Source organism: Exiguobacterium qingdaonense (genome assembly GCF_018617855.1).
GTDB classification, from domain to species: Bacteria; Bacillota; Bacilli; order Exiguobacteriales; family Exiguobacteriaceae; genus Exiguobacterium; species Exiguobacterium qingdaonense.
Map to the genome: position 1 here is coordinate 337,229 of NZ_JACSKY010000001.1, position 13,133 is coordinate 350,361.

At 50.7% G+C, this 13,133-nt stretch carries 15 protein-coding genes; 1 reads left to right on the forward strand and 14 read right to left on the reverse strand.

The annotated features are described in order from the left end of the window. Positions 1 to 27: 27 nt before the first annotated feature. The 10 genes from ylqF to smc all read right to left on the reverse strand — a co-directional run bounded on the left by ylqF (position 28) and on the right by smc (position 9,982). Positions 28 to 888 (reverse strand): ribosome biogenesis GTPase YlqF, encoded by an 861-nt coding sequence (gene ylqF, locus KNP00_RS01700; RefSeq protein WP_215141662.1) that lies wholly within the window; start codon positions 886 to 888, stop codon positions 28 to 30. Between the two features lie 12 nt (positions 889 to 900). Beyond that, positions 901 to 1,443 carry a signal peptidase I gene (lepB, locus tag KNP00_RS01705; protein WP_215141664.1) on the reverse strand — a complete coding sequence of 181 codons (543 nt, stop codon included), beginning with the start codon at positions 1,441 to 1,443 and terminating at the stop codon, positions 901 to 903. A gap of 82 nt (positions 1,444 to 1,525) precedes the next feature. Then, positions 1,526 to 1,879 carry a 50S ribosomal protein L19 gene (gene rplS, locus KNP00_RS01710; protein WP_015881369.1) on the reverse strand — a complete coding sequence of 118 codons (354 nt, stop codon included), beginning with the start codon at positions 1,877 to 1,879 and terminating at the stop codon, positions 1,526 to 1,528. A gap of 114 nt (positions 1,880 to 1,993) precedes the next feature. Continuing rightward, positions 1,994 to 2,710: a tRNA (guanosine(37)-N1)-methyltransferase TrmD gene (gene trmD, locus KNP00_RS01715; protein WP_215141666.1), complete on the reverse strand. Its 717-nt coding sequence runs from the start codon at positions 2,708 to 2,710 to the stop codon at positions 1,994 to 1,996. Further along, positions 2,700 to 3,218, reverse strand: coding sequence for a ribosome maturation factor RimM (gene rimM / locus KNP00_RS01720; protein WP_215141668.1), 519 nt, complete (start codon positions 3,216 to 3,218; stop codon positions 2,700 to 2,702). The genes trmD and rimM overlap by 11 nt, the downstream gene beginning before the upstream one ends. A 54-nt stretch (positions 3,219 to 3,272) precedes the next feature. Further along, the gene (gene rpsP, locus KNP00_RS01725) at positions 3,273 to 3,548 is read right to left on the reverse strand and encodes a 30S ribosomal protein S16 (protein ID WP_114165525.1); all 276 of its coding nucleotides are present in this window, start codon (positions 3,546 to 3,548) and stop codon (positions 3,273 to 3,275) included. Between the two features lie 82 nt (positions 3,549 to 3,630). After that, complete coding sequence (ffh, locus tag KNP00_RS01730; protein ID WP_215141670.1) at positions 3,631 to 4,971, reverse strand: signal recognition particle protein; 1,341 nt, start codon at positions 4,969 to 4,971, stop codon at positions 3,631 to 3,633. A gap of 11 nt (positions 4,972 to 4,982) precedes the next feature. Continuing rightward, a complete protein-coding gene (locus tag KNP00_RS01735; protein ID WP_240542681.1) occupies positions 4,983 to 5,282 on the reverse strand; it encodes a putative DNA-binding protein in 300 nt (99 codons plus the stop codon). Positions 5,283 to 5,402: 120 nt separating this feature from the next. After that, the gene (ftsY, locus tag KNP00_RS01740) at positions 5,403 to 6,428 is read right to left on the reverse strand and encodes a signal recognition particle-docking protein FtsY (RefSeq protein WP_215141675.1); all 1,026 of its coding nucleotides are present in this window, start codon (positions 6,426 to 6,428) and stop codon (positions 5,403 to 5,405) included. Next, complete coding sequence (gene smc / locus KNP00_RS01745; protein ID WP_215141677.1) at positions 6,425 to 9,982, reverse strand: chromosome segregation protein SMC; 3,558 nt, start codon at positions 9,980 to 9,982, stop codon at positions 6,425 to 6,427. The genes ftsY and smc overlap by 4 nt, the downstream gene beginning before the upstream one ends. Before the next feature lie 114 nt (positions 9,983 to 10,096). Between smc and KNP00_RS01750 the strand changes: the two genes are divergently transcribed. Beyond that, a complete protein-coding gene (locus KNP00_RS01750; RefSeq protein ID WP_214788880.1) occupies positions 10,097 to 10,291 on the forward strand; it encodes a DUF1128 family protein in 195 nt (64 codons plus the stop codon). Between the two features lie 37 nt (positions 10,292 to 10,328). Here KNP00_RS01750 and rnc read toward each other — a convergent pair whose 3' ends face one another. Genes rnc through fabD form a run of 4 tightly spaced genes read right to left on the reverse strand, consistent with a single transcriptional unit; the run spans position 10,329 to position 13,119 of the window. Continuing rightward, positions 10,329 to 11,108 (reverse strand): ribonuclease III, encoded by a 780-nt coding sequence (gene rnc, locus KNP00_RS01755; protein WP_240542649.1) that lies wholly within the window; start codon positions 11,106 to 11,108, stop codon positions 10,329 to 10,331. Positions 11,109 to 11,168: 60 nt separating this feature from the next. Further along, entirely contained in the window at positions 11,169 to 11,408 is a 240-nt protein-coding gene (acpP, locus tag KNP00_RS01760) for an acyl carrier protein (RefSeq protein ID WP_074037274.1), read from the reverse strand. Between the two features lie 57 nt (positions 11,409 to 11,465). Then, positions 11,466 to 12,206: a 3-oxoacyl-[acyl-carrier-protein] reductase gene (gene fabG / locus KNP00_RS01765; protein ID WP_215141679.1), complete on the reverse strand. Its 741-nt coding sequence runs from the start codon at positions 12,204 to 12,206 to the stop codon at positions 11,466 to 11,468. After that, the gene (fabD, locus tag KNP00_RS01770) at positions 12,199 to 13,119 is read right to left on the reverse strand and encodes an ACP S-malonyltransferase (protein WP_215141681.1); all 921 of its coding nucleotides are present in this window, start codon (positions 13,117 to 13,119) and stop codon (positions 12,199 to 12,201) included. Before fabD ends, fabG begins: the two co-directional genes overlap by 8 nt. Between the last annotated feature and the right edge of the window lie 14 nt (positions 13,120 to 13,133).

Sequence of the window (13,133 nt, forward strand, 5' to 3'; positions counted from 1 at the left end):
AAAAAAAGCCCTGTATACAACAGGGCTTCACGTCATTTCATGGTCAGCCGGTGTCTCAAGCGAGATTCGTCCGATTTTTTCATGTCGTAGTTCATTCAAAAGCAGTTCGCTCGCCTTTTCAAAATCGACGTAACCGCCACTGATCAGTCCGCGTTTCTTCCCGATCATCTCGAGGAGTTCCACCGCGTCTTCGGGCAACGTCTCGAGTTTGAAACGATCCTTCAATTGATTCGGATATCGGGATTGTAGCTCACGGACCGTATAGAGCGCGATATCGTCCAAGTTGAGAATCTCATCTTTGATCGCGCCTGTCGCGGCGAGACGATATCCGACTTCTTGGTCCTCGAACTTCGGCCAGAGGATCCCCGGCGTGTCCAACAGTTCCATCTCGCCGCCTTTCATCTTGATCCACTGTTGACGCTTCGTCACACCAGGACGGTCGCCTGTGATGGCGATATTCCGGCCAGCGAGACGGTTGATGAGCGTCGACTTCCCGACGTTCGGGATCCCGATGATGAGCGCACGGATCGGTCCGGGATTCCGTCCCTTCTCACGCATCCGGTCATGTTTCTCTTGCATCAACTTTTGCGCACCCGTGATGAGTTGCTTCAAGCCTTTGCTATGCTTCGCATCGACTGCGACGACCTCTACCTCTTCCCGCTTCAAGGCGCGGAGCCACGCGTCCGTGACGGCAGGGTCGGCCATGTCCGCTTTGTTGAGGACGATGAGCCGAGGTTTCCCTGCCGTGATCTCATCGACCATCGGGTTGCGACTCGATTGCGGCACGCGGGCATCCACGAGTTCGATGACGACATCGATCAACTTTAATTTTTCAGTTACTTGTCTTCTTGCTTTGGCCATGTGGCCAGGAAACCATTGAATTGCCAAAAAAGCACCACCTTAATCTTCTACCGTGCCAACGTCATTGAGTGGCCAGAAGATGAAGTTCGTCTTTCCGACAATCTCCTCTTTTGACACAAATCCGATTTCACGGCTGTCTTTCGAGTTTTGACGATTGTCACCCATCACAAAGTACGACTCTTCGGGAACGACCGATTCACCCGTCACCTGTTCGAGTGTGAAGTTCTCCGTCAATGGGAATCCATTCATCTGAGCACGGAACTCGTCCAAATACGGTTCTTCGACCGCTTCACCGTTAATATAGAGCATGTCGTCTCGATATTCGAGCGTATCACCAGGAATGGCGATGACACGTTTAATATAATCTTTTGATTCGGTCGCATGAAATACGACGATATCGCCCCGATCTAACTCACCCACATAGTTTGAAATTTTACTGACGATCATGCGATCCGCATTGTGGAGTGTCGGCATCATCGACTCCCCTTCAACGATGACCGGGACGAAGATGAATGTCCGGATGACGAACGCGATGACAAGAGCGACGACGATGGCCTTCAGCCAACTAAACACTTCTTTCAACTTCACTCACTCCTCTATCCATTTGAACTTATTGTACTAGAAAAAAAGAAGCTTGTCGCAAGCGACAAGCTTAATTCCCATCTTAACGACGGATTTCTTTAATACGTGCTGCTTTACCGCGAAGGTTACGGAGGTAGTAAAGTTTCGCACGGCGAACTTTACCGTAGCGTACGACTTCGATTTGCGCAACGCGTGGTGAGTGAAGCGGGAATGCACGCTCAACACCTACGCCGTAAGAAATCTTACGGACTGTGAATGTTTCGCTGATGCCGCCACCTTTACGCTTAATGACAACGCCTTCGAAGATCTGGATACGCTCACGCGTTCCCTCTACAACTTTAACGTGGACACGTACTGTGTCACCAGGACGGAAAGCAGGTACGTCCGATTTGAATTGTTCTTCTGTGATTTCACGGAACAGTTTTTGTGTGTTCATGAATCATATCTCCTTTTTCTTCAATGTTCATATCTTCATATGCCCAAGCATCCAATAGCGGAACATCGGTAATCGATGGGTTTAACCCACATGCTCAAACATAGCATATATTTCTCAATCGCGCAACGATTGTAGAAACTTTTTATCTTGTTCCGTCAACTCGGCATGTTCGAGCAAATCCGGCCGTTTTCGGTAGGTCCGCTCGAGCGATTGCTCACGGCGCCACGTCTCAATCCGGGCATGATTTCCTGATAAGAGGACGTCCGGTACGGTCAACCCTCGAAAGTCAGCCGGTCTCGTGTAGTGCGGGTATTCCAAGAGACCTGTCGAGAACGAGTCGTCTTCATGGCTCGCCTGATCCCCAAGGACATCCGGGATGAGCCTCACTGTCGCATCAATCATGACCATCGTCGCGAGCTCTCCACCCGTCAAGACGAAGTCACCGATTGACACCTCATCGGTCGCCAGTTCATCATGGATACGCTGGTCGAACCCTTCATAATGCCCGCACAAAAAGACGAGATGGTCCTCTTTCGCCCATTCTTCGGCCATTTGCTGATTGAACGGCTTTCCGGTAGGGGTCGTGAGAATGACCCGTGGACTTTTCGTCTCAAGGGAATGAAATGCGTCAAAAATCGGTTGTGGGGTGAGCAACATGCCCGCGCCACCGCCGTACGGATAATCGTCGACTTTGTGATGCTTGTTCGTTGAAAAGTCCCGGAAGTTGACGAACGACATCTCCACTTGACCGAGCGCCTTCGCCCGACCTACAATCGAATGATCGAGCGCATGAAACATCTCGGGGAACAACGTCAACACATCAATCTTCATCGTCGATCATTCCAGGGATTGGCGTGATGACGACACGTTTCGCTTCGACATCGATCTCTTGGACGACCGATTCGATATAAGGGATGAGCGCGTCCGGCTTGCCTGGTCGTTTGATGACCCAAACGTCGTTCGCCCCGTTCGTCTCAAAGATGTCGTCGACGACACCGATGACAGTCCCGTCCACGACAGCCTCACAGCCGATGATTTCATGATAATAAAATTCGTGTTCGCCCAAGTCATGGACGTGTTCGGCGTGGACGTATAGACTGTGGCCTTTATATTTTTCAATGAGATTGATATTGTCAAACCCTTTGAACGTGACGAGATGAAACTGTTTGTGCGGACGATACGTCGTGATCGTCATTTCCTGTTTCGTTCCGTTCACGTCAAGGAATAGCGTGTTTCCCTTTTTAAATCGCTCTTCCGGAAAATCTGTCGCCGCCAAAATCTTCACTTCCCCTTTGAGACCGTGCGTATTGGCGATTTTTCCAACGTATAACCAATCCATCTCTTTTCCCTCCTCAACAAAATAGGCCGACCTCAGAAAAGGTCGGCCACATCATTACTTCGCGTTTTTCGCGTTGTGGAATTTCTCCATGATCCCTGCTTTAGAGAACAAGTTACGTACTGTGTCAGATGGCTTCGCGCCGTCTGCCAACCATTTGAGCGCGAGTTCTTCATCGATGCGAACTTCTGCTTCTGGTTTTGCAACCGGGTTGTAGTGACCAACTTGCTCGATGAAGCGACCGTCACGTGGTGAACGTGAGTCTGCTACAACGATCCGGTAGAAAGGTGATTTTTTTGCGCCCATGCGCTTAAGACGAATTTTAACTGCCATGGTAATATACCTCCATCATGTGTTTAAGAATTGACAACTTTTATAGTATACAGCTTTTTCGTTCGACTGACAAAAGGTTTTGTTAGAAGAATGGAAGACCGAGGCCTTTTTTCTTCCCTTTCATTTGTCCTGACATTTGTTTCATCATCTTCTTCATGTCATCGAACTGTTTGATGAGACGGTTCACTTCTTGAATCGAGCGACCGCTCCCTTTTGCGATTCGCTTTCGACGACTCGCATTGAGCACTTCCGGATTGGCGCGCTCATGTTTCGTCATCGAGCGAATGATCGCTTCGACGTGATCGAGTTGTTTCTCGTCAATTTGGACGTTCTTCAACCCTTTCATTTTACCTGCACCAGGTAACATCGAGAGTAACTCATCAATTGGACCCATGCCTTTCACTTGAGCCAATTGTTCAATGAAATCATCGAACGTGAATGACGCGTCTCGAATTTTGCTTTCAAGCTCTTTCGCTGCGTCTTGGTCCATCTGTGTCTCGGCTTTTTCAATGAGCGAGAGCACGTCCCCCATCCCTAAAATCCGTGACGCCATGCGTTCTGGATGGAATGGTTCGAGGGCATCCAACTTTTCTCCGAGACCGACGAACTTAATCGGCGCTCCCGTGACTGCCTTGATCGAAAGGGCTGCCCCGCCTCGTGTATCTCCGTCGAGCTTTGTCAGCACGACCCCGGTGATTCCGAGTTTCTCATTGAAACTGTCGGCCACGTTGACCGCATCTTGACCCGTCATCGAATCGACGACGAGAAAGATTTCATTTGGTTTGGCAATCGCCTTCACATTCTCGAGCTCACCCATGAGCGTCTCGTCGATATGAAGTCGACCCGCCGTATCGATCAACACGAAATCGTGATGATTTGATTTTGCGTACTCGAGCGCCTTCGTCACAATCTCTTCCGGCTTCACTTGATCACCAAGTGAGAATACCGGCAAGTCGAGCTGTTTTCCGAGTGTCTCGAGCTGCTTGATTGCCGCCGGACGATATATATCTGCCGCGACAAGAAGTGGGCTACGGTTATGCTTTTTACGAATCAAGTTCGCTAGCTTACCGGTCGTTGTCGTTTTACCTGCCCCTTGCAGACCGACCATCATGGCGACCGTCGGTGGTTTCTGGCTGAATGAGATCGGGACGACATCGCTCCCCATCAAGTTCGACAACTCTTCGTGAACGATTTTGACGACTTGTTGACCTGGCGTCAATGATTTCATGACATCCTGACCAACCGCGCGTTCCTTCACATCATTGACGAATTGCTTGACGACTTTAAAGTTGACGTCGGCTTCTAAAAGGGCGAGGCGAACCTCACGCATCATCTCTTTGACATCAGCCTCCGAGATTTTTCCTTTACCGCGCATTTTTGAAAGTGTCGATTGCAACCGTTCTGATAATCCTTCAAATGCCATGCTTCAGCCCCCTACTCTAAATTCTCAAGCGCAGAAATCGTGGCACTCACGTCATCCGTGAGCTCGACTTGACGTTTGAGGGTCTGAAGAAGTTGCTGCCGCTGTTCGAATTTTTCGAATAGCGCTAGCTTTTCCTCGTACTGTTCAAGCATCGCTTCTGTTCGCTTTATGTTATCGTAGACCGCTTGACGGCTGACTTCAAACTCTTCCGCAATCTCTCCGAGCGAGTAGTCATCTAGGTAATAAAGAGACATATAGTTGCGCTGTTTCGGTGTGAGGAGCGCTTGATAAAAATCGATGAGATAGTTCATGCGATTCGTTTTTTCGAGCGTCAAACCTTTCACCTCCACGTGTTAAGTGAAATCCCTTTACAACTACCAATAGTACAGCCGTGCCTAATACTTGTCAAGTTTTTTTCTTAACAGCAAAACTTAGGCGAGGTCCTCATTCGTGTCTTCTTTTTCTAATGAATCCTCTCGTGTCTTGTCATCGAAGACATCACCGAACAATCCGAGGACGAACTGTTCCGGGTCGAACTCTTGCAAATCATCCATCTTCTCTCCGAGACCGACATACTTGACTGGAATGTCAAGTTCGTTTCGAATCGCTAAAACGATTCCACCTTTCGCCGTCCCATCGAGTTTTGTCAAGACGATCCCGCTCACGTTCGTCGCTTCTTTGAACGCCTTTGCCTGTATCATGGCATTTTGTCCCGTCGTCGCGTCTAATGCGAGCAACACTTCGTGCGGTCCGTTCGGCACTTCTCGCTCGATGACCCGCTTCACTTTTTCAAGTTCTTTCATCAGGTTCACTTTGTTTTGAAGGCGTCCCGCCGTATCACAGATCAAGACATCCATGTTCCGTGACTTCGCAGATTGAACAGCATCGTATACGACGGCAGCCGGGTCCGATCCCTCGGTTTGTCTAATGACGGGAACTCCGACCCGCTCTCCCCATACTTGAAGTTGTTCAATGGCACCTGCCCGGAACGTATCTCCTGCAGCGAGCATGACGGAGCGGCCTTCTGATTTCAGCTGATGTGCCAGCTTGCCGATCGTCGTCGTCTTCCCGACCCCGTTGACACCGACGAACAAAATGACCGTCAGTCCGTCTTGCATATTGAGCTCGCGGTCCGATTCATCTTCTTGCAGACGCTTCGCTACGACTTCGACGAGCGCGTCACGTACGGCGACCGGGTCCTTCAGATTGCGTCGTTTCACTTCTTCCTTCAAATCCTCGACGAGGTCCATCGTCGTCGTGACGCCGACGTCGGCCTGGATGAGTAAATCTTCGAGTTCATCGAAGAAATCCTCATCTACCTCCCGGAACCGGTAGACGAGGTCGTTGACGGCACTTGAAAAACCGTCACGCGTCTTCGTCAACCCATCCGTAAACTTCTGTGACACCTCTTGGGTGGATGTCGTTAATCTCTCTTTTAACTTCTTGAAAAAACTCAACGTGATTCCTCCATCTCTTCATCCATCTCGACGACACGTTTTGCTTCAGATAGTTCGACCGATAACACCTCGGACACCCCGTTCTGTTGCATCGTGACGCCATAAAGCGTATCTGCCGCTTCCATCGTTCCTTTACGGTGCGTGATGATGACAAACTGTGTATCGATTGACAACGTACGAATGTATTCACCGAATCGGTGGACGTTCGCCTCGTCAAGTGCCGCCTCGACCTCATCGAGGACACAAAACGGTACCGGGCGCGTCTTCAAGATCGCAAATAACAACGCGATTGCTGTGAGCGCACGCTCCCCACCAGACAATAGGCTAAGTGTCTGTAGTTTTTTCCCGGGTGGCTTGGCTACGATCTCGATTCCTGTATTCAACAAATCGGATTCATCAATCAACTTCAGATCTGCCTCACCGCCACCAAACAGCTCGGTGAACGTCTGTTTAAAGTGAGCGCGGACAAGCGTATACGTCTCTTTGAAGAGACGTGTCACTTCACGGTCCATCTCCGCAATGATCTCATATAAATCTTCTTTTGCGCTGACGAGGTCATCCCGTTGTTCAGACAAAAACGTAAATCGTTCATTGACGCTATCGAACTCTTCAATCGCATTCAGATTGACCGGCCCGATCTCTTCGATTTGACGAACGAGCAACTTGAACTCTTCTTTCGCCTCTTCAAGTGGGATTTCGAGTGCTGGCAGCAATTCGGCAACGAGCCCGCTTTCTTCTAACGCATCGAGCTTCCACTGACGCTTCAACTCAAACTCCTGTTTGGCCGCCTCGAGTTTTCGAACGACCGCATCGGCCTGACGCCGTGCCTCAGTAGCCTGGTCGACTCGTTGACGCATGATGCGGTACGACTGTTCGTTCGCCTTCAGCGTTGTCGTCAAGTCGTGAAGTCGCGCTTGAATTGCCTTGACCTCAAGTTCTGCTGTGGCGAGTGTCTCTTCGAGTTGGGCTGATGAGACGACCTCCCCGCTGTCAAGTCGTGCGAGTTCACGTTCTAGCTGATTCAATCGCTCTTGTAGACGTTCCTGCTCGGTCGTCAAGCGCTCCGTTTCATGACGGACCCGTTCTTCTTCGAGCGTATGGCGCTGTAAGTCCAACTCATTTTGGCGAAGGGCCGTTTCAAGTTGGCCCGTGCTCTTGGCACTTTCCGCCTGCTCTGCCCGAACTGATTCGAGACGAAGTCGAATGTCCGCTTGTGCCCGATCCGTGTCGACAAGCTCTCTCTTCAATCGTTCAAGTTCAGCAGTCGACGTTTCAATCGTTCGTTCATAGCGCATCATTTCATGATCGAACAGTTCAAGTTGTGACTTGGCATCGAGCGAGGCACGCTCCGCGGTACGGTAGGCCGACTCGACTTCACGTAGATTCGTTTCAACGGAACGTTTCTCATCCCGAAGTTCAGACAACTGTTGTGTAATATCCGCCAACTGTTCTGTATACTCTTGAAGACGTTGCTTTTGCTCATGCAACATGGCGAGACCTTGCGTCAAACCTTGTTTCAGGTCATCGAGTTCTCGCGATTGCGTGAACAGCGCCATCCCCTGTTTGCGACTCCCCCCGGTCATCGACCCGCCGACGTTGACGATGTCACCATCTAATGTGACGACGCGAAAGCGATAACCGGTCGATTGTGCGATTCGGTTCGCGACTTCAAGTGTCTCTGACACAAGCACCGCACCAAGTAGTGATTGTTTCAATGTCTCAAACGATTCATCCGCCTCGACCAGTTCAGACGCCACACCGACAAATCCTGTCATCGACTCGAGACGATTGAGCACGTCGCTTGGGATGAATCGCGGTTTGATGGTCGTCATCGGTAAGAATGTCGCCCGACCGGCGTTCGCTTTACGTAATTTGTCGATTTCACGGCGCCCAACCGATTCATCTTGAACGACGACATGTTGCTGCGTTTGACCGAGCGCCGTCTCGATTGCCGCTTCATAAGAAGGACGAACACGAATCAGCTCGGCGACAGCACCGAGAACACCCGGCGAACGGTCTTTCAAGACGAATTTGACCGCATGAAAATAACCTTCATACGATTGTTTCATTCGTTCGAGCATCTCGATCCGGTCTTCTGTCTTTTGACGGCGGCGTTCGAGGTCATAGTATGACGTCTCTGCTCGCTTGAATTTTTCACGCGTCGATGTCTCGCGTTCCCGAAGTTCCACTTCTTTTTCATTTAGCCGATCAAAACGCTCTTGCACTTCATCGTACCGTTCACGTGCCGTATCGAGTTCTGCTTCTTGGGAAGTGCGGTCATCGAGTCGATGCTTGTTCTCCCGTAGAAGACGTTCCTTTGACTCGATTGCGATATCGATATCTCGTTGCTCGCGTTTTTGTTGGTTACTAATCGTTGCTCGCGTTGTCGCGAGTTCGAACGCCTCACTTTGTAACGCTTCGATTTCGACATCGAAGTCACGCGAGGCGGCTGTCATTTGCTGTTGAAGCGTCTCTCTTACCGACTCGGTCTGTTGTAGTGTCTCCACTTTTTGAGCCAGTTCGCCACGCATGTCCGTTAAACGGCTCAAAAGCCCTTCCATCTCCACACGTATTTCCTCACGTTGCCGGACGAGACGTTCTTTCATCTCGGCACCGTGTTCTTCTTGGGCCTTCGCGAGCTTGATGTCACCTGTCAATCGCTCGACATATGTCGAGTGCTCACGTTCGTTCCGATTCACTTCCGTCAATTCGTCCCGTAACGTGGCGAGGGTCGCTTCGAGCCCGCTACGTTCCTCGGTGAGGTCACGCACCGAACGGTCGCAATCAGACAACTGTTGAATCGATTCCTCGTGACGAGCCGTCACTTGTTCAATCTCACGTTGAAGCAATTGGATTTCTGCACCGATGATTCCGGTCTCGAGTTCATCATGTCTCGCTTTTGCGACTTTGTACTCTCGTGCGAGCGCCGCTTGTTCACGGAGCGGTTCGACACGATCCGCCAACTCGAACAAGATATCATCGACCCGCGACAAGTTCAGCTCGGTATCTCCGAGTTTTCGTTCGGCCTGTTTTTTACGCTGACGATACTTCAGTACGCCAGCCGCCTCTTCGATGACGGCGCGACGCTCTTCCGGTTTACCGGAGATGACCTGTTCGACCCGACCTTGGCCGATGATGGCGAACGCATCCCGGGAAAGACCTGTATCTAAGAACAGGTCGATCACATCTTTTAAGCGACACGGCTTTTTATTCATAAAATAGTCGCTGTCCCCGCTCCGGGTCACGCGACGGGTCACACTCACCTCTTCATATGGGAGACGCAACTGTTCATCGCGATTGTCAAGCACGAGCGTGACTTCGGCGACATTACGGTGATTTTCACCTTCACTTCCGGCGAAGATGACATCTTCCATCTTCGCACCTCGCAGTGATTTGGCCGACTGTTCCCCGAGTACCCAGCGAACAGCGTCCGATATATTGGATTTCCCGCTCCCGTTCGGTCCCACGACGGCTGTGACGCCGGGGCGGAAATCTAATTCAATCCGCTTGGCAAATGATTTAAAGCCAGCGAGTTCGATTCGTTTTAAGTGCATCGTGACCATCCTATCCGCAGTAAGCATTCATCTGTATATTTTACCACAGTTAACAGTTCGTCAAAATGCCCGAATCATGCTATTCTTAAAAGAACTGTAGAAAGGGGAATACAGATGACGAATGAACAGATGATTGAAGCCATTTTGGATAAGATGAACATTATAAATCGCGGTGCGATCAAAGCGGAAGAATATAATGAGGCCGACCCATCAGCGGTAAAAGAGATTTACGAGTACGTGATGACACGTTCGTCCCTCTCGTTGTCGGAAGTCGATGGAATCGTCGAAGAACTCGGTCAATTGACATGAAAAAGGAGTGGGTCCCATAGAGGTCCACTCCTTTCGCTTATAAATCTGCGTATCGTCGGTTAAAGGCGATCAGCGCTTCTTTCGCCGCCAATTGCTCGGCTTCTTTTTTCGAACGTCCGACCCCCTCACCGACGATATCGTCACTGAGGCGGGCGTGGGCGACAAACTCACGGCTATGCGCCGGACCACGCTCTTCGATGATCTCATACGAGACAGGCCCGAGCCCTTCTCGTTGGACACTCTCCTGCAACTGGCTCTTGAAATCCGTCTGTTCTTCAAAGACACCCGCTAAGACTTTCGGAAAAACCGCTTCGGCGAGGAATCGTTCGACTGCACCAATCCCCTGGTCTAAATAAAGAGCACCGATATAGGACTCGAACACATCGGCAAGCAGTGCCGGACGTTTTCGTCCACCGGTCAACTCTTCACCTTTCCCAAGCAAGATGAAGTCAGAGAAAGTATAAGCTTCCGCAAAATTCACGAGTGACGGCTCACATACAATCGCCGCCCGTAATTTCGTTAATTCCCCCTCGGAGCGCTCCGGATAAGTCTCGTATAAAAAGCGGGATACGGTCAACTCTAGAACGGCATCCCCTAAAAATTCTAAACGTTCATTATCTTTTCGTAGCCCTCTTTGTTCATTCACGTATGAAGAATGCGTGAACGCCTGTACGAGCAAGTCTTGATTCAGAAACTGAACGTCTAAACGTTCTTCCAATGATTTGAACAGTTCTAAGATGCGCGCCCGTTCCACTTCTTGCCGCCGGCGTCGATGCGCCGACCCTTGACGGTCGAACCGCCGTTTGTCTTTTGTCATAGTTCCCTCCATGAATAAGCACAAGCCCACCGCCCGGAACCGAGCGGTGGGATGGCCTGATTACAATTTTGTTTCGATGTAAGCTACTACGTCACCGACAGTCGCGAGCTTCTCTGCGTCTTCGTCTTCGATCGTGATGTCAAATTTGTCTTCGAGGTCCATCACCATCTCCATCACTTCAAGTGAGTCAGCACCGAGGTCATCTTTGAACGACTTGTCTGCTGTGATCTCAGATACGTCTTTACCGAGCTTTTCTGCTACTGCTTCTTGCACATCTACTAAAATTTGTTCTTTTGTCATGATAAAATCCCTCCAAAGTAAGTATATTAAATGACAGTCTGTTGGTAAAGTTCTCTTTTACGCCATCGTCATGCCACCGTCGACGGCAATCGTCTGACCGGTCACATAAGCGGCTTGTTCCGATGCAAGGAAGGAGACGAGGTTCGCCACATCTTCTACCTGTCCGAAACGGTTGAACGGAATCTGCTCGAGTGTAGCCTCCCGTTGCACATCTGTCAAGGCATCGGTCATATCCGTTTGAATGAACCCTGGACAGACGGCATTGACCGTCACATGACGTCCCGCGAGCTCGCGCGCCACCGATTTTGTCAGTCCGATCAATCCTGCTTTCGCGGCTGCATAGTTCGCTTGTCCCGCATTACCAGTGATGCCGACGACCGAGGCGATGTTGATGATTCGACCAGCGTTCGATTTGAGCAATGGTCGGGTGACGGCTTGCGATGTGAGGAAAGCCCCTTTCAAGTTCGTCGATAGTACATCCTCAAAATCGGCTTCTTTCATTCGCATGAGCAATCCGTCACGTGTAATCCCTGCGTTATTGACGAGACAATCGATGCGTCCGAACGTATCAACGGTCGTTTTCACGAGCGTTTTGACCTCATCTGCATTCGAGACGTCCGCCTTCACTGCAATGGCTTCGCCGCCTGCCTCCGTGATCATGGCTACGACATCATTCGCCTTTTGTTCACTACCCGAGTAGTTCACGACGACCCGAAAGCCATCTTCCCCTAAACGTTTCGCGATGGCCGCCCCGATTCCGCGGGACGCACCTGTCACGATCGCCACTTGTTCATGCACGAACTTCTCCTCCTAACGAGGCGACTTCTTCGAGCGTAGTCGCCTTTTGAATCGAAACGCTTGAATCGATTCGCTTAATCAATCCCGAAAGCGGTGAGGATGGACCGAACTCGATGAACGTGTCCACACCGTCTGCAATCGCCTTGCGCACACAATCTTCAAAGCGGACAGACGAATAAAGCTGTTTCGTCAAGAGCGCTTTCAGCTGTTCAGGGGCATGATGCACCGTCGCATCCACGTTCGAGATAAAGTCGACCGTCGCATCAACGAACGGTGATGAGGCGAGAACGTCTTGGAAACGCGTGGCCACCGGCATCATATAGGAACTATGGAACGCCCCAGATACATTCAATGGCAACACCCGTTTCGCGCCCGCGGCCTTCAACTCGATGCTCGCTTGTTCAACTGCATCGACATGCCCTGAGATCACGAATTGACCTGGACAATTCAAGTTAGCGATTTGAACCAAATCACCACTCGCACTGATTTTTTCAGTGATGTGATGCGCTTCTTTTATATCGGTCATCCCGACGACCGCAGCCATCGTTCCGCCCTCTACTTTCGACATCAAGCGGCCACGTTCGCGAACGAGTACCGTCGCCTCCTCTAAATCGATGACACCTGCGCTGACGAGTGCCGCATATTCACCGACGCTATGTCCGATTACGACATCCGGAGTTGCACCGCTCGCCGCATACGCCCGAGCGAGTAGCGACGCGTGGGCCACGATGGCCGGCTGTGCGACTTCCGTTTCTTGTAGGTCTTCTTTCGAACCGGACGACATGACTTCAAGAATGTCAAACCCGAGTCTGCGCCCGATTGAGTGTAACGTCTCGGGATTTTCCAAAAATGTCTGTCCCATCCCGACGGCTTGAGAGCCTTGGCCTGGGAACACCCATGCTACTTTCCCCATGTCCTCACCTGCTT